Annotated in this window: 14 protein-coding genes and 1 pseudogene; 6 read left to right on the plus strand and 9 right to left on the minus strand. The window is 69.5% G+C overall.

The features are described 5' to 3' along the window. Positions 1–3: 3 nt before the first annotated feature. The 3 genes from OQ789_RS19065 to OQ789_RS19075 are packed head-to-tail and all read right to left on the minus strand — an operon-like array spanning position 4 to position 3,389. Positions 4–1,254 (minus strand): aminodeoxychorismate synthase component I, encoded by a 1,251-nt coding sequence (locus OQ789_RS19065; RefSeq protein ID WP_324687655.1) that lies wholly within the window; start codon positions 1,252–1,254, stop codon positions 4–6. 51 nt (positions 1,255–1,305) lie between these two features. After that, positions 1,306–2,217 carry an RNA polymerase sigma-70 factor gene (locus OQ789_RS19070; RefSeq protein WP_324687656.1) on the minus strand — a complete coding sequence of 304 codons (912 nt, stop codon included), beginning with the start codon at positions 2,215–2,217 and terminating at the stop codon, positions 1,306–1,308. After that, positions 2,214–3,389, minus strand: coding sequence for an NAD(P)/FAD-dependent oxidoreductase (locus OQ789_RS19075; protein WP_324687658.1), 1,176 nt, complete (start codon positions 3,387–3,389; stop codon positions 2,214–2,216). The genes OQ789_RS19070 and OQ789_RS19075 overlap by 4 nt, the downstream gene beginning before the upstream one ends. Positions 3,390–3,716: 327 nt before the next feature. Here OQ789_RS19075 and OQ789_RS19080 point away from each other — a divergent pair, with 327 nt between their 5' ends. Next, a complete protein-coding gene (locus OQ789_RS19080) occupies positions 3,717–5,387 on the plus strand; it encodes a hypothetical protein (protein WP_324687699.1) in 1,671 nt (556 codons plus the stop codon). Positions 5,388–5,403: 16 nt separating this feature from the next. Here the strand turns inward: OQ789_RS19080 and OQ789_RS19085 are convergent, their stop codons facing one another. The 3 genes and pseudogenes from OQ789_RS19085 to metG form a co-directional block, all read right to left on the minus strand. After that, positions 5,404–5,817 carry a VOC family protein gene (locus OQ789_RS19085; RefSeq protein ID WP_324687659.1) on the minus strand — a complete coding sequence of 138 codons (414 nt, stop codon included), beginning with the start codon at positions 5,815–5,817 and terminating at the stop codon, positions 5,404–5,406. Then, positions 5,759–6,357 (minus strand): annotated as a pseudogene (locus OQ789_RS19090) (helix-turn-helix domain-containing protein). The gene OQ789_RS19085 and the pseudogene OQ789_RS19090 overlap by 59 nt, the downstream one beginning before the upstream one ends. 114 nt (positions 6,358–6,471) lie before the next feature. After that, a complete protein-coding gene (gene metG, locus OQ789_RS19095) occupies positions 6,472–8,028 on the minus strand; it encodes a methionine--tRNA ligase (protein ID WP_324687660.1) in 1,557 nt (518 codons plus the stop codon). Between the two features lie 33 nt (positions 8,029–8,061). On the opposite strand from metG, the gene OQ789_RS19100 reads away from it, so the two are divergent. The 5 genes from OQ789_RS19100 (at position 8,062) to OQ789_RS19120 (ending at position 13,989) form a co-directional block, all read left to right on the plus strand. Next, a complete protein-coding gene (locus OQ789_RS19100) occupies positions 8,062–8,913 on the plus strand; it encodes a TatD family hydrolase (RefSeq protein WP_324687661.1) in 852 nt (283 codons plus the stop codon). Positions 8,914–9,070: 157 nt separating this feature from the next. Beyond that, positions 9,071–10,198, plus strand: coding sequence for a resuscitation-promoting factor (locus OQ789_RS19105; RefSeq protein ID WP_324687662.1), 1,128 nt, complete (start codon positions 9,071–9,073; stop codon positions 10,196–10,198). Continuing rightward, entirely contained in the window at positions 10,162–11,115 is a 954-nt protein-coding gene (rsmA, locus tag OQ789_RS19110) for a 16S rRNA (adenine(1518)-N(6)/adenine(1519)-N(6))-dimethyltransferase RsmA (protein ID WP_324687663.1), read from the plus strand. The genes OQ789_RS19105 and rsmA overlap by 37 nt, the downstream gene beginning before the upstream one ends. A gap of 61 nt (positions 11,116–11,176) precedes the next feature. Further along, the gene (locus tag OQ789_RS19115; RefSeq protein WP_324687664.1) at positions 11,177–12,133 is read left to right on the plus strand and encodes a 4-(cytidine 5'-diphospho)-2-C-methyl-D-erythritol kinase; all 957 of its coding nucleotides are present in this window, start codon (positions 11,177–11,179) and stop codon (positions 12,131–12,133) included. Positions 12,134–12,354: 221 nt separating this feature from the next. After that, complete coding sequence (locus tag OQ789_RS19120; RefSeq protein ID WP_324687665.1) at positions 12,355–13,989, plus strand: fatty acyl-AMP ligase; 1,635 nt, start codon at positions 12,355–12,357, stop codon at positions 13,987–13,989. 30 nt (positions 13,990–14,019) lie between these two features. Here OQ789_RS19120 and pth read toward each other — a convergent pair whose 3' ends face one another. The 3 genes from pth to OQ789_RS19135 all read right to left on the minus strand — a co-directional run bounded on the left by pth (position 14,020) and on the right by OQ789_RS19135 (position 16,521). Beyond that, positions 14,020–14,595, minus strand: coding sequence for an aminoacyl-tRNA hydrolase (gene pth / locus OQ789_RS19125; RefSeq protein ID WP_324687666.1), 576 nt, complete (start codon positions 14,593–14,595; stop codon positions 14,020–14,022). Between the two features lie 12 nt (positions 14,596–14,607). Beyond that, on the minus strand, positions 14,608–15,282 hold the full coding sequence (locus tag OQ789_RS19130) for a 50S ribosomal protein L25/general stress protein Ctc (protein ID WP_324687667.1): 675 nt from the start codon (positions 15,280–15,282) through the stop codon (positions 14,608–14,610). Positions 15,283–15,651: 369 nt separating this feature from the next. Then, positions 15,652–16,521, minus strand: coding sequence for an oxidoreductase (locus tag OQ789_RS19135; protein WP_324687668.1), 870 nt, complete (start codon positions 16,519–16,521; stop codon positions 15,652–15,654). Positions 16,522–16,527 lie beyond the last annotated feature (6 nt).

Consider the following 16,527-nt stretch of genomic DNA (forward strand, 5'->3'; position numbering starts at 1 on the left):
CGGTCAGCCCGCCGCGCTCGCGGCGGCGATGGACGGCACCCCGACGATGGGGGACGCCTTGTGCAGGCATTCGGCCCATTCGGCGTCCGGGTCGGAGTCGGCGGTGATTCCCCCGCCGACGCCCAGCACCGCGCCGCCCGCGGCATCGAATTCGACGGTGCGGATCGCGACGTTCATCTCGCAGCCGGCTACGGGCGAGGCCATTCCGATTGTGCCGCAATATATTCCACGACGGTTCGGTTCCCACTCCGAAAGTAGTTGGCGGGCACGGTGTTTGGGTGTTCCGGTGACCGAGGCCGGCGGGAAGGTCGCGTCGAGCAGCGCCGACGTCGGCAACTCGGCGGGGACCTGCGCGCACACCGTCGACACCAGGTGCCACACGCCGGGGGCCCGCTTCACCACCAGCAGTTCGGGCACGGTCACCGTGCCGACGATCGCCACCCGGCCGAGGTCGTTGCGCACCAGGTCGACGATCATGATGTTCTCGGCGACTTCCTTGGCCGACGCGCGCAGCGCCGACGGCCACGCGTCCAGAGGCAGGGTGCCCTTGATGGGGCTGGACGTGACGACCGTGCCGCGGCGCCGCAGGAAGAGCTCGGGGGACAGCGACGCCACCGCGCCCCACGGCCCGGCGAGGTAGGCCGCCCGGGCCGGTGAGGTGCGCGCGACGCCGTCGATGAAGAAGTCCAGCGGGTCGCCGGTGACCGTCCCGGTGAACTGCGTGCAGACGCAGGCCTGGTACACCTCGCCGGCGCGGATGGCCTCCAGGCAGGCCAGGACCCCGTCGCGATGCGAAGCCCGGTCGGCGATGTCCCAGTCGATGTGGCATTCGCGCGCCGCGGCCGCCGGCGCGGCGAGGGCCGCGGCGAGCCACTCGGGCATCGGGGCGCCGGGCAGGCTCTCGTACCACCACTGGCCGTCGCGGTCGCGGCGCAGCACACAGTCCGTCCAGCCGCCGGCGGCCTCGGGGATCCGCTGGGGCCGCCCACCGGCGCCGGGGTCGGGATACGACAGGTAACCGATCCAGCCGCCGCCCACCGCGTGCGGCTCCGGCGTGATCAGCGCCTGGACCGCGAACACATCGTCGGCGAGTGCCGGGCGCACCGACAGGCTGGGTGCGATCACCGCCAGGGCGCCGAACCAGTCGCCCGTCAGCGCGGCCGGCGGGGGCAGGCCGAGCCGGCGGGTGGCGTCGCCCACGGCGCCCAGCACCCGGGGCGCGGCGCCGAGGTCGCCCAGCCGGTCGATTCGCACAGCCCTAGCTTGACAGAGCGGCGGCGTTTCGCACCCCCGGCGGCCGCCGGCTCAGCCGCGGCTGATGTCGCGGGCGGTGGCCAGGGCGGCCAGTTTCTGCGGGTTGCGCATCACATAGAAGTTGGTGATCTTGTCCCCGGCGATCTCCAGCGTGATCACGCCTTCGAGCCGTTCGCCCAGGTAGAGCAACACCGCCGGGGCGCTGTTGCAGGTCACCGTGTCCGCCCGGAACGTGCCCAGCTCCGCGGCCCGCCGCATCAGGCCGCTGATCGCACGCGCCACCTTTTCGGCGCCGACCACCGGCCGGCGGGCGGCGCTCACCACGCCGCCACTGTCGGCCGTCCAGGTGGCGTCCGGGGCGAGCATCGACATCAGCGCCTCCACGTCACCGCCTGCCGCCGTCGCCAAGAACTGTGCGGTGATTTCGGCGTTGCGTTCCGGGTCCACCGAGTCGAATCGCTTGCGCCGGGCCCGCACGTGTCCGCGGGCCCGGTGCGCGACCTGCCGCACGGTGGGCGCCGGCTTGCCCACCGCCTCGGCGATCTCGCCGTAGTCGAACCCGAACACCTCGCGCAGCACGAACACCGCTCGCTCGTCGGGACTCAACGTCTCCAGCAGCACCAGCATCGCCATCGAAATCGACTCCGCCAGAACGACATCGGCCGAAGGATCCTGCTCGTCGAGCAGCAGCGGCTCAGGCAGCCACGGACCCACGTAGTCCTCGCGCCTGCGGGCACCGGCCCGCAGCGAGTTCAGCGCCTGGCGGGTGACCAGCTGGGCCAGATACGACTTGGTGTCGCGCACCGTCGTCAAGTCGACCGCCGCCCACCGCAGATAGCTGTCCTGCAAGACATCGTCGGCCTCGGTGGCCGAGCCCAGCATCTCGTAGGCGATGGTGAACAGCAGTGGCCGCAGCAGGGTGAACCGTTCGGCGTGCTCGCTGCCGGCCGGTGCGGGTGTCATCGCGCGACGACCTCGTCGGCCGGTGCCGGCGCGGGCCGCTCGCCGCCCTTGATCCAGAAGTACGAACCGGGCTTGGCGGCTTCCCGCCGGATCGCCCACACCGTGCCCTTGCAGATCGCCTCCTTGACCGAAGCCGCCGCGCGGCCGCTGAGGATCAGGTTCGCCGGGGTGTCGTCGGTGTGGGAGAACTGCACCGTGGCGTGTTTGCGGCCCAGGCTGATGCACTGCCCGGCGAACGCCTGGCTCAGCAACGCGGGAGCCTCACCGGCGACGCGGCTGAGCACGGTGTTGGCGGCCTGGACGCCCATCGGGCCCGCGGCCTGGCAGCTCATCCGCAGCGGTTGGCCGGACGGCGCGGCGGCGTCCCCGGCGGCGACGACGCGCTCGTCGTCGCCGCTGGTGAGCGTCTCGTCGGTGAGCAGCCGCCCCATCGCGTCGGTGTGCAACCCGCTGCGCGCGGCCAGGTCCGGCACGGCGAAGCCGGCCGTCCAGATGGTCGCCGCGCTGGGCAGTGCCACACCGTCGGTGAGCACCACCTCATTCCACCGCACCTCGGTCACCGCCACGGATTCAAGCACGTTGACGCCCAGGCGCCGCAACCGCCTGGCCACCGAGCGGCGGCCCCGCGCGCTCAGCGACGGACCGAGCACCGGGCCGCACACCAGGGTCACCGGGCGCCCGCCCTCGGCCAGCTCGGACGCCGTCTCGATGCCGGTCAACCCGCCGCCCACGACGGTGATGGGTGCGGGCAGGGGCAGATCGGTGAGCGCGTAGTGCAGCCGCTGCGCGCTTTCCAGGTTGGCGACCGAGTGCGCGTATTCGGCGCAGCCGGGCACCGTGGAAGTCCCGGTCGTGCTGCCGACGGCATAGATCAGATAGTCGTAGTCGAGCCCGGCGCCCGAGGCCAGCAGGAGCCGCCGCCCGGCGGGGTCGATGTGGTCGACGCTGTCGACGACCAGCCGGATCCCCTCGCCAAGCAGCGTCGCGTAATCCACGGTGGCCGTGCCGGTGTCGGCGACCAACTGATGCAAGCGGATTCGCTCGACGAACACCGGCCGCGGGTTCACCACGGTGACGTCGATGTCCGGGCGCTGGCGCAGGTGGTTGGCCGCCAGTGTGCCGGCGTAGCCGGCGCCGACAACGACGACGTGAGTTCTTTGCGGGGCGTTCATGGCTGTCTCCTTTTCGTGCGGACCTGTGTCCTTGAGACACCGCAGCACCGCCGGGCGTGACAGGCGGGCCCGCAACTGTGACCGGCCTCACTGCCCGTCGGCGGGCCGATCCGCGCGGGAACCGGCGCTGAGCTGCGGCGAAGCCATGCCGAGACGCGCATGCTACGCTGCGCTACGCCCGTTCGTGGCCTGCCCCGAGCCGGATTCACGCACCACCGGAACGCGCGATTCATGGGGCCACTTCGGTGCGCATCGGTGTGTAGTGGGAGAAGCAACCTTGACGACGATCGCCGTGACAAGTCCGTGCACCGCGAAATCGCGCGGGTGATGCGCTTCCCGGGCAAATGCGCGCTGGCCGCTGTCGTGTGCGCCGTGACCGCGCTCAGCGGCTGCGGCGGAAAAAGCGACCCGGGGCCGCTGTCGGCGATGGTCAGCCCGGCCATCCCGCCCACCGCGCAGGAGATCCCGAACCCGCTGCGCGGCCAGTATGAGGAAATGTTGAATCCGCTTTTCCCGCAAGGTAATCCGGCGCAGCAACGGTACGCCTCCTGGCCGGCGTCGTACGACGCCAGCCTGCGGGTCTCGTGGCGGCAGTTGCAGCCCGTCGACCCGCGCACGCTGCCCCCGGACGCACCCGACGACCGCAGGTTCGATTTCAGCGCCATCGACGACGCGCTGGCCAAGCTCGGCACGCGGAACATGCGGCTCGCCCTCGGCGTGTACGTCTACAAGTCCTGCTGCAACGACTCCTACGCCGACAACACCAACATCGCGATCCCGGACTGGCTGCGCCCGTCGGCGGCCACCTATCCCACGCCGCCGAACGGTTCCGCCCCGGGCGTCACCCAGGTGGTGCCGAACTTCAATGACGCCGACTACCTGAATGGCGTCAGCCAGCTGCTGGCCGCGCTCGGCCGCCGCTATGACGGCGACGAGCGGCTGTCGGTCTTCGAGTTCTCCGGCTACGGTGACTTCGGCCAGAACCAGCTCGCGTATCTGCGTGATTCGCTGGGCACGGCGGGCCCCACCCCCGACGACAGCACCGCAAAGCTGGGCTACTACAGCCAGTTTCGCGACCAGAGCATCACCAAGGCGTCCATCGCCCGGCTGGTTGCGGCCAACGTCAACGCCTTTCCGCACACCCAGCTGGTGGTGGCTCCGCAGAATCCGGAGATCGTGCGTCAACTGTTCGCCGACGACGTCACCAAGAGACTGGCCGCACCCGTCGGCATCCGCGCCGACTGCCTGGGGGTGCAGTCCCCGCTGCCCGAATGGGCCGAGGCCAACGACTCGCACTACGTCCGGTCCAACGACGCGGTCGTCAACGCGATCAAACAGCGGCTGGACACGGCGCTGGTGATCAGCCAGTGGTGCCGATTGCCAAGCGGAGCCGACGTCCGGTCCTACTACGAGAAGGGCTTGCACGACGTCATCCGGTATCACGTGGCGATGACATCGAGCACCGATTTCCCGGACCGCGATGCGACGACCGCGATGGACCCCAAACTGTTTGGGCTGTGGAGCCGCGCCAATACCGCTGCCGGCTACCGGTATTCGGTCGAGGGGCAACCCGGATCGCAGTCGATCCAGGGCACGGTGGCGAGCATATCGGTGGTCTGGACCAACTACGGCTCCGCGGCGGCGACCGAGCGCTGGGTGCCCGGCTACAAGTTGGTCGACTTCTCCGGCGCGGTGGTGCGCAGCCTGCCCGCGACGGTCAAGCTCGCGACGCTGGTTCACGACGAATCCAGCCAGTCGCGCGAGGAGCCGGTGGCGGAGTCGGCCGGCGAGTCGGTGCATGTGGACGTGACGGGCCTGGCGCCCGGTCACTACACGCTGCGCGCGTCCGTCGAGTGGCAGCAGCACAAAGCGGGTGCCTCACACGTCGTGAACTACGCGCCCATGGCCCTGGCCCGCGACGGTCGTGACGGCTCAGGGCTGTACCCGATTGCCACCCTTGACATTCCGGGCGACTCGACGCCGGTGAGCGGCCAGTGAGCCGGTCGCCGGGTCGTCAGCCGGGCGCGGGCTCGCCCGGATAGTCGCCGAAGGACCACAAGTTTCCCTCCGGATCGCGGACGGCGAATTCGTTTGCGCCGTAATCAGTTTGGGCGAGCGGGCGGATGACGTCGGCCCCGTTGGCAAGGACCCTCTGGTAGAGCCGCTCCGGGTCGCCGGTGACGATGTAGCCGCCGGCGGTCCCCGGTTGGCGTGACCAGTCCGCGTCGGGTTTGTGGCTGCCCAGCATGATGCCGCCACAACCCTCGGGCCAATTCAGCTGCGCGTGGTCGACCCTGTCGCCGTCGCCGTATCGGGCCGCGACGACGAGGCCGAACGTGTCGACATAATAGTCGATGAGCTTGGGGGCGTCATGGGCCTGCAGGGTCAACCAGACGCTCGGGTTCGAAGTAGTCCTCGCAGTAGTCATGGTCCCACTGTGAACCGAAGCGGTGGCCGCCGTCTTGGATGTTTCCGAACTCTTCGGCCAGCCAGACCCGCGGCGGCACACCGGCGAACCGGACGAACTCCCGCGTCAGGTGGGCCTGGTCGCAGTACCCCGTCTCGGCCGCGACCGCCGCCAGGTCGACGCGGCCGCGCCTCGCCGACGCCGAGATGCCGGCCGTGGCGTGCTGGAATCGCATCAGCATCGACACCGTCTTCGGTGACCTGCCGACCTCCCGTCGTAATCGATGACGGACAGTTCGGCGCTGGGCACACCGAACAGCGCGCGTGCCGCCAAAGGGTGCACCGCCAGCTGCACACCCGCCTGGCCGCGCCGCTGCCGCACATGACTGGCGTGCACGTGCAGGCCGCCGAGGACCAACGGGGTGGGCCGGGTACCGGCCAGCGCGTCAGCGTCGGACGCCGCCTCCACCCCGTCGTCGAGGCTGACGATGAACGTCAACGCCGACGACGGCAGGCCGCGATGCACCGTCTCGGGCACCTCCAGCGCCCGATACCCCACCATCGACGCGACGCCGGGCGCGCTCCGCGGAGGCGCCACCACGAACTCCCAGCTGCGCTGGACTTCGCCGACCATCGGCAGCAACGCTAGCGCAGCGATATCAAGCGCCGCGAAGGTTCAGCCGGCTTCGGAAACCGGCTGATAGCGCGGGAACACGCCCAGGGGAGCGGGTAGCGCCGTGCCCGGTGCCAGGCGCGTGCCGACGGCGGCAAACGCCCGCTGGTCTTCGGACTGCCCGAGCAGGTCGAGCAGCTTGCCGGCCGATTCGGGCATCACGGGCGCGACCAGCAGCGCGGCGATGCGGACCGCCTCGCAGGTGACGTACAAGACGGTGCGGAACCTTTCCTGGTCGGCCAGCGACTCGCTCTTGCGCAAGACCCAGGGCTGCTGCGCCGAGAAGTACCTGTTGGCCTCGCCGAGCATCAGCCAGATCGCCTCCAGCGCCAGATGCATCGCCTGCGAGTCGAAAGACGTCCGCACGCGGTCCAGCAGCCCGTCGGCCGTCGCGAGCAGCTCGGAGTCGGCGGCATTCAGTGCACCGGGTTCGGGCACCACCCCGTCGAGGTTCTTGGCGATCATCGACAACGACCGTTGGGCCAGGTTGCCCAGCTCGTTGGCCAGATCGGCGTTGATCCGGGTGACGATGGCGTCTTCGCTGAAGCTGCCGTCCTGCCCGAACGGGACTTCCCGCAACAGGAAATAGCGCACCTGATCCACGCCGAACGTGTCGACCAGCCTGACCGGGTCGACGACGTTGCCCACCGACTTGCTCATCTTCTCGCCGCGGTTGAGCAGGAACCCGTGCGCGAAAACCCGTCGCGGCAGCTCGATTCCGGCCGACATCAAAAAGGCCGGCCAGTACACGGTGTGGAATCGGATGATGTCCTTGCCGATCATGTGCAGGTCGGCCGGCCAGTAGCGGCGGAACGGCTCGGAATCGGTGTCGGGGTAGCCGACCCCGGTCAGGTAGTTGGTCAGCGCGTCGACCCAGACGTACATCACGTGGTCGGGGTGTTCGGGTACCTGCACGCCCCAGTCGAACGAGGTGCGTGAGATGGACAGGTCGCGCAGCCCGCCCGAGACGAAGCTGACCACCTCGTTGCGCCGTACGTCGGGCGCGATGAAGTCCGGGTTGGCCCGGTAATGGGCCAGCAGCTTGTCGGTATAGGCCGAGAGCCGGAAGAAGTAGGTCTGCTCCTCGGTCCACGTCACCGGGGCGCCGGTCTCCACGGCAAGCCGGGTCCCGTCCTCGAGCAGCCTGGTCTCCGACTCGACGAAGAAGCGTTCGTCGCGCACCGAGTACCAACCCGAGTAGGTGTCCAGATAGATGTCACCGGCCGCCGACATCCGGCGCCAGATCTCCTTGGACGCCGCGTGGTGGTCGGCATCGGTGGTGCGGATGAACCGGTCGAAGGAGATGTTCAACCGCTCCTGCAGCCGCTGGAACACGTCGGAGTTGCGCCGGGCCAGCTCCGCCGTGCCGATGCCCTCGGCCGCCGCCGTTTCCACCATCTTGAGGCCGTGTTCGTCGGTGCCGGTCAGAAACCGCACATCGAACCCGTCGAGCCGCTTGAACCGGGCGATCGCGTCGGTGGCGATGTACTCGTACGCGTGGCCGATGTGCGGGTCGCCATTGGGGTAGGTGATCGCGGTGGTGACGTAATAGGGCCTCATCGCCCTCAACCTTATTTGTGGGCACCTTATTGTGTGCGCGTGAGTTCCAAACGTCCGCCGCCGCCGGCCCCCGAGCCGCTGCGCCCGCTCGTCGATGCGCACACCCACCTCGATGCGTGTGGTGGCGGCCCGGACATGGGAGCCGAGGGGGTGCGGGCCATCGTGGACCGCGCCGCGGCGGTGGGGGTGGGCGCGGTCGTCACGGTCGCCGACGACCTCGATTCGGCGCGCTGGGTGGCCCGCGCCGCCGAGTGGGATCCCCGGGTCTACGCCGCGGTGGCCTTGCACCCGACCCGCGCCGGCGCGCTCGACGACGCCGCCCGCGCCGAGATCGAGCGACTGGTGGCCCATCCCCGGGTCGTGGCCGTCGGCGAGACCGGCCTGGACCTCTATTGGCCCGGCCGTCTGGACGGCTGCGCCGAGCCGGCCGTGCAGCGGGAGGCGTTCGCCTGGCACATCGACCTGGCCAAGCGGTGCGGCAAGCCGCTGATGATCCACAACCGGGACGCCGACTCCGAAGTGCTCGACGTGCTGGCCGCCGAGGGCGCCCCGGATGCCGTGATCTTCCACTGCTTTTCCTCGGACGCCGCGATGGCCCGCCGCTGCGCGGACGCCGGGTGGCTGCTGAGCCTGTCCGGCACCGCGAGCTTCCGCAACGCGCACGCCCTGCGCGAGGCCGTCCCGCTGATACCGCAGGAACAGTTGCTGGTGGAGACCGACGCACCATTCTTGACGCCGCATCCCTATCGGGGGTCTGCGAATGAGCCCTATTGCCTTCCCTATACTGTTCGGGCGATCGCCGAATTGGTGGATCGTCGCCCAGAAGAGCTGGCCCAGATAACCGCGGCCAATGCTGCGCGGGTGTACGGATTGGTCACAGTGTGAGGTGAACGACCAGGCGATTCGTCCGGGATCGGTGGTCGTGGAGTTGCCCAACCTTGACCGGTTCGTTACCGTCTTGTGATCGAACGACAGGGCCTGCGGGCCCTTGATTTATGACCTGCTGCTAAATGAGTGGTCGTTGAGGGTTGGGTAGCGCACGTTGAACGTATTGACAAAACTTCATCAGAATCCTTCGCCGATGTTGCGTTTCGTGGTCGGAGGGCTGCTGGTAGTCCTGGCACTGGCGGGCGGCTACGCCGTCTCGGTGTGCAAGACGGTGACGTTGACGGTCGACGGGGTCGCCATGCGGGTGACCACCATGAAGTCGCGGGTGATCGACGTCGTCGAGGAGAACGGTTTCGCCATCGACGAGCGCGACGACCTGTACCCCGCCGGGGATGTCGCGGTGCACGACGCCGCCAAGATCGTGTTGCGTCGCAGCCGACCGCTGCAGATCTCGCTCGACGGGCATGACACCAAGCAGGTGTGGACCACCGCGTCCACCGTCGACGAGGCGCTGGCCCAGCTGGCGATGACCGACACCGCCCCGGCGGCGGCCAACCGCGGCAGCCGCGTTCCGCTGGCCGGCATGGCGCTGCCCGTCGTCAGCGCCAAGACCGTACGCGTCAACGATGCCGGCGCGGTTCGCACCGTGCACCTGGCGGCGCCGAATGTCGCCGGCTTGCTCAGCGCCGCCGGCGCACCGCTGCTCGACAGCGACCAGGTCGTGCCCGCCGCGACAGCGCCGATCGTCGACGGGATGGAAGTCCAGGTCACCCGCAACCGGATCCAGCAGGTCACCGAGCGAATCCCGCTGCCGCCCAACGCCCGTCGCATCGAAGATCCGGACATGAACATGAGCCGCCAGGTCGTCGAGGATCCGGGCAGCCCGGGCACCCAGGACGTCACCTTCTCGGTGGCCACCGTCAATGGCGTCGAGACCGGTCGGCTGCCGATCGCCAACACGGTGATCGCGCCCGCCCGTGACTCGGTGGTCCGCATCGGCACCAAACCCGGCACCGAGGTGCCTCCGGTCAGCGACGGCTCGATCTGGGATGCGATCGCGAGCTGTGAGGCCGGCGGGAACTGGGCGATCAACACCGGTAACGGCTACTACGGCGGTGTGCAGTTCGACCAGGGCACGTGGGAGCGCAACGGCGGGTTGCGGTTCGCCTCCCGCGCCGACCTCGCCACCCGCGACGAGCAGATCACCGTCGCCGAGGTGACCCGCGAGCGCCAGGGTTGGGGTGCGTGGCCAGTGTGCAGCGGAAGAGCTGGTGCACGCTGACCGTCCGGCTGCTCGGGCGTACCGAGATCAGGCGGCTGGCCAAAGAACTTGAATTTCGGCCACGGAAATCTCTCGGCCAGAACTTCGTTCACGACGCCAACACCGTGCGTCGCATCGTGTCGACCTCCGGGGTGAGCCGGACCGACCACGTCCTGGAAGTCGGGCCCGGCCTGGGGTCGCTGACCCTGGCATTGCTCGACCGCGGCGCGGCCGTCACCGCCGTCGAGATCGATCCGGTACTGGCCGCACGGCTGCCCCAAACGGTCGCCGAGCACTCCGGCGGCGAAAGTCAGCGCCTGACGGTGCTCAACCGCGACGTCTTGACCCTCCACCGCGACGAGCTCGCCGCCGAGCCGACAGCAGTGGTCGCCAACCTGCCGTACAACGTCGCGGTCCCGGCGCTGTTGCACCTGCTCGCCGAATTTCCGTCCATTGCGACCGTGACGGTCATGGTGCAGGCCGAGGTCGCCGAGCGCCTGGCCGCCGAGCCGGGCGGCAAGGAGTACGGCGTGCCCAGCGTCAAGGTGCGCTTCTTCGGCCGGGTTCGCCGTTGCGGCATGGTGTCGCCGACCGTCTTCTGGCCGATTCCCCGCGTGTACTCCGGCCTGGTGCGCATCGACCGGCACGCCACGTCTTCGTGGCCCACCGACGAGGCGTTCCGCAGGCAGGTGTTCGAGTTGGTCGACATCGCTTTCGGGCAGCGGCGCAAGACCTGCCGCAACGCGTTCGTGGGCTGGGCCGGCTCGGGCAACGAGTCGGCGGACCGGTTGCTGGCCGCCAGCATCGACCCCGCCCGTCGCGGTGAGACGCTCTCGATCGACGACTTCGTGCGGTTGCTGAAGCGGTCCGCGGACCGGCCGCGCCGCACCGCGGAGAGCCCCGAGCAGGCCGCTGAGCAGGGGGCGTCGGCCGGCTGACGGCCCGCCGCGGGGGGTGCCGTTGCGTGTGATCGCCCGGCGGCAGCGATAGTCTGCTGCGGTGTCAGCGTCTGATGGCAACACGGCCACACAGTGGGTTCCCACCGGCTCGGTCACGGTGCGGGTGCCCGGAAAGGTCAACCTCTATCTGGCGGTCGGTGACCGCCGCGAGGACGGCTACCACGAGCTGAACACGATCTTTCAGGCCGTTTCGCTGCTCGACGAGGTGACGGTCCGCAACGCCGATGTGCTCTCGCTCGAGGTGGTCGGCGAGGGCGCCGAGAAGCTGCCCACCGACGAGCGCAACCTCGGGTGGCAGGCCGCCGAGCTGATGGCCGATCACGTCGGGCGGGCGCCGGACGTGTCGATCATGATCGACAAGACCATTCCGGTGGCCGGCGGGATGGCCGGCGGCAGCGCCGACGCGGCGGCCGTGCTGGTGGCGATGAACTCGCTGTGGGAACTCAACGTGCCCCGCCGCGATCTGCGCATGCTGGCCGCCCGCCTGGGCAGTGACGTCCCGTTCGCGTTGCACGGCGGAACCGCCTTGGGCACCGGCCGCGGCGAGGAGCTGGCGACGGTGTTGTCCCGCAACACCTTTCACTGGGTGTTGGCGTTCGCCGACCGTGAGCTGATGACGCCGGCCGTCTTCGCCGAACTCGACCGGCTGCGCGACGCGGGGGATCCGCCGCGGCTGCCCGCGCCCGGGCCGGTACTTGCCGCGCTGGCCGCAGGCGATGCCGCCCAGTTGGCGCCGCTGCTGGGCAATGAGATGCAGGCGGCGGCGGTGAGCCTGCACTCCGGCCTGAGGCGGACGCTGCGCGCGGGTGTCCAGGCCGGCGCGCTGGCGGGCATCGTGTCCGGATCCGGCCCGACGTGTGCCTTCCTGTGTCCGTCGGCGGCCGCCGCGGTGGACATCGGCACCGAGGTGTCCGGGGCGGGCGTGTGCCGCACGGTGCGGGTGGCCAGCGGGCCGGTGGCCGGTGCGCGGGTGGTCCCCACCCCCACTGAGGTGTGACTTTTTTCGCAACGTGTGCGTTGGTTTGGCGCTTCCCTAAGAGGAGTTTAAGATGAGGCGCGGCGGCGGGAAGTGTCGAGCAGGAATGACGCGGACGCATCATCGATTCGAGACCTAATCGCCGCGCAACTGTGTTGGCGTGCTTGCGGCCAAGTTTTACCCAGCGGGCGGACCATGAAGTCTGGGGTATTCGGACGAGGGCTGAAACCGAGGAGGGTTTTGTGAGCCGGTTTACCGAGAAGATGTACCGCAATGCCCGGTCCGCGAAGACGGGCATGGTCACCGGTGAACCTCACGAACCGGTCCGCCACACCTGGGGCGAGGTCCACGAGCGTGCGCGCCGTATCGCGGGCGGCCTGGCCGCCGCGGGCATCGGGCCCGGCGACGCGGTCGGCGTGCTGGCCGGCTACCCGGTGGAGATCGCGCCGACGGCGCAGGGCCTCTGGATGCGCGGCGCGAGCCTCACCATGCTGCACCAGCCCACCCCACGCACCGACCTGGCCGTGTGGGCCGAGGACACGATGAACGTCATCGGCATGATCGAGGCCAAGGCCGTCGTCGTCTCCGAGCCCTTCCTGGTGGCCATCCCGGTACTCGAGGAGAAGGGCATCCGCGTCCTTAGCGTTTCCGACCTGCTCGCGGCCGAACCGATCGACCCCGTCGAGGTCGGTGAGGACGCGCTCGCCCTGATGCAATTGACGTCCGGATCCACCGGGTCTCCTAAGGCGGTGCAGATCACCCACCGCAACATCTACTCCAACGCCGAGGCGATGTTCATCGGCGCGCAGTACGACGTCGAGAAGGACGTCATGGTCAGCTGGCTGCCCTGCTTCCACGACATGGGCATGGTCGGATTCCTCACCATCCCGATGTACTTCGGTGCCGAGCTGGTCAAGGTCACGCCGATGGACTTCCTGCGCGACACGCTGCTGTGGGCCAAGCTCATCGACAAGTACCAGGGCACCATGACCGCGGCGCCCAACTTCGCCTACGCGCTGCTGGCCAAGCGGCTGCGCCGGCAGGCCAAGCCGGGCGACTTCGACCTGTCGACGCTGCGGTTCGCGCTGTCCGGCGCAGAGCCCGTCGAACCGGCCGACGTCGAGGACCTGCTGGACGCGGGCAAGCCGTTCGGGCTGCGGCCGTCGGCGATCCTGCCGGCCTACGGCATGGCCGAGACCACGCTGGCCGTGTCGTTCTCGGAGTGCGACGCCGGCCTGGTGGTCGACGAGGTCGACGCCGACCTGCTGGCCGCCCTGCGCCGGGCCGTGCCCGCCAGCAAGGGCAACACCCGCCGGCTGGCCACGCTCGGTCCGCTGCTCAAAGACCTCGAGGCGCGCATCATCGACGAGAACGGCGAGGTGATGGCCGCGCGCGGCGTCGGTGTCATCGAGCTGCGCGGCGAGTCGCTGACGCCGGGCTACCTCACCATGGGTGGTTTCATCCCGGCCCAGGACGAGCAAGGCTGGTATGACACCGGCGACCTCGGCTACCTGACCGAGGAAGGCCACGTGGTGGTGTGCGGTCGCGTCAAGGACGTCATCATCATGGCGGGCCGCAACATCTATCCCACCGACATCGAGCGCGCCGCGTGCCGTGTCGAGGGTGTACGGCCGGGTTGCGCGGTCGCGGTGCGCCTGGACGCCGGGCATTCGCGCGAGACGTTCGCCGTGGCCGTGGAGTCCAACGCCTACCAAGACCAGGCCGAGGTGCGCCGCATTGAGCACCGGGTGGCCCGTGAGGTGGTGGCCGAGGTCGACGTTCGGCCGCGCAACGTGGTGGTGCTCGGTCCGGGAACCATCCCGAAGACGCCGTCGGGCAAGTTGCGCCGGTCCACGTCCCTGCACCTGGTCACTTAGTCCGGCACGCGCGGTCGGGCATCGCGCCGGTTACCACGCGTGGACGCGATTCTGCGCCGGCTCTAGGCCCAGTTCGATCAGCAGCTCGGTGGCATCCGCGGCCTGTTCGCAGATGGTGGGAACTTCGGGGCGCTCGGCGGCGCTGAAGCCTTCCAGCACGAACACCGCCGGATCCTTGCGTCCCGGAGGACGGCCGATCCCGATGCGCACCCGCTGAAAATCCTTGCTGCCCAAAGCGTTTCCCACAGAACGCAGACCGTTGTGGCCGCCTTCGCCGCCGCCGATCTTGAGCCGGATGCGGCCGAAGTCCAAGTCGAGATCGTCGTGGATGACGATGACGTCGCCCGGTGGCACCGAATAGAACTTCGCCAACGGGCCGATCTGACGGCCGGATTCGTTCATGTAGCAGCGCGGCTTGGCCACCACCACCGAATGTCCGGAGAGCCGGCCACTGACAATCTCGGCACCGGAACGCTTGTGCGCCTTGAACTTCGAGCCGATTCGCGCGGCGAGCAGGTCGGCGACCATGAACCCGACGTTGTGCCGGGTCCGGGCGTAGTTGTCTCCGGGATTGCCGAGGCCGACGACCAGCAACGGTTCGGCCACGTTGTGATCCGCCTACTCGGACTGGGATTCGGCTTCGCCGGCCTCTTCTTCGCCGGCCTCGGCCTCTTCGTCGCCTTCGGCCGCCTCGGCTTCCTCGGTGGTCTCGCCGGCGCCCTCTTCGGCGAGGTCCTCTTCCGTCGGCGCGGTGACGACGTTGACCACCAGCGTGTCCGGGTCGGAGATCAGGTTGACGCCGTTGGGCAGGGTGACCTGGCCGGCGGTGAACTGGGTGCCGGGCTCGGCGCCCTCCACCGAGACCGTCAGCTGCTCGGGGATCGACAGGGCGTCGGCCTCGATCTCGATGGTGCTGGCGTCCTGGGTCACCAGCGTGCCGGGCACGGCCTCGCCCTCGATGACCACGCGGACCTCGACGACGACCTTCTCGCCGCGACGCACGACCAGCAGGTCGGCGTGCTGAATGGTGCGGCGAATGGGGTGGATGTCGAGCGACTTGGTGAGCGCCAGTTGCTCCTTGCCCTCGATGTCGAGGGTCAGCACGGCGTTGGTGCCCGCGTGCCGGAGCACGGCGGCGAAGTCATGGCCGGGCAGTTCCAGGTGCTGCGGGTCGGCGCCGTGGCCGTAGAGGACGGCCGGGATCTTGCCGTCGCGGCGGGCGCGCCGCGACGCACCCTTGCCGGTCTCGGCGCGGACCGCGACCTTCAACTGGTTGAGTGCTTGCTTGGCCATCGTGTCGCTCCTGTGTGCTCGCCGGTGTTTCGGGGCACGGCCAGGGTCGCGACGAATCGTCGGTCTCCGTCGATAACGGTGCAGGTCCAGCCTGTCACCCTCGCCGTGACGCCCGGCCAGGTTAGCGCATCCGCACCTCAGAGGGGAAATCCACGTCGGGGGGGCGTCACACCCGTCACACAGCCGGAGGGATGTGGCAAGTGCCCGCCTCCGCGCGACAACTTGGCGGGAGTCGTGCGTCGGCCCCGCAGCGTCGGCCCGCCCTGCGCCGTCGGGCCGCCCCCGGCCCGTGCCCCCGGCGCCTGTTGTCGCTCAGAGGCGGGCACAACGCCTATTGCTCCCGCCAGGGGCTGGTGTGACGGATATCAATCAGAGGGGAAAGCTGGTCTTGGTGAGCTGCTCGGACAGCGACCACAGCGCTGCGGCGGTCGCCGTGTCCCGGGCGCGCGGGCTGCGCCCGACCGGTTGGGTGCGGCCGATCTGGCCGAATCGGGGGCCGACGAAGGTGTCCCCGGGCAGATCCTGGGACGCCGCGTACAGCGTCTGCCGGGCACCGAAATCGGCGTCGGTGGCGAACACCCGCGTCGCGGCGGACATCAGCGTGTCACCCAGCTTGCGGCCGGAAGCGCCCTGCAGGTTGGTGTGCGAATAACCCGGGTGGGCGGCGAACGCGCGCAGCGGCGACCCGGCCGCGGTGAGGCGGCGCTGCAGCTCGCTGGTGAACAACAGGTTCGCGAGCTTGGACTGGCTGTAGGCCAGCCACGGCGAGTACCGCCGGTGCTGCCAGTTCAGGTCGTCGAGGTTGATGCGTCCGGGCCAGTGCGCCATCGACGACACCGTCACCACCCGGTCGGTCAGCCTGGGCAGCAACAGGTTCGTCAGCGCGAAGTGGCCGAGATGGTTGGTGCCGATCTGGGTCTCGAAGCCGTCGACCGTCAGCGCGAAGGGGGCGGCCATGATGCCCGCATTGTTGATCAGCACGTCGGCCTCGCCCACCGCGTCGGCGAAGCGGTGCACCGACGACAGGTCCTGCAGGTCGAGCTCCCGCACCTCGACCCGGCCGGCCATCTGACGGGCCGCGGTCTCGCCCTTGCGAATATTGCGGACGGCCATGATGATCGTGGCCCCTCGTCGCGCCAGCTCGCGGGCCGTAATGGCGCCCAACCCGCTGTTGGCGCCGGTGATGATGACGGTTCGTTCGGCGAACGACGGTAGGTCTGCGGCGGTCCAGCCAGTCATGACCGG

The sequence above is a fragment of the Mycobacterium sp. 94-17 genome (assembly GCF_035617725.1).
Lineage (GTDB): Bacteria > Actinomycetota > Actinomycetes > Mycobacteriales > Mycobacteriaceae > Mycobacterium.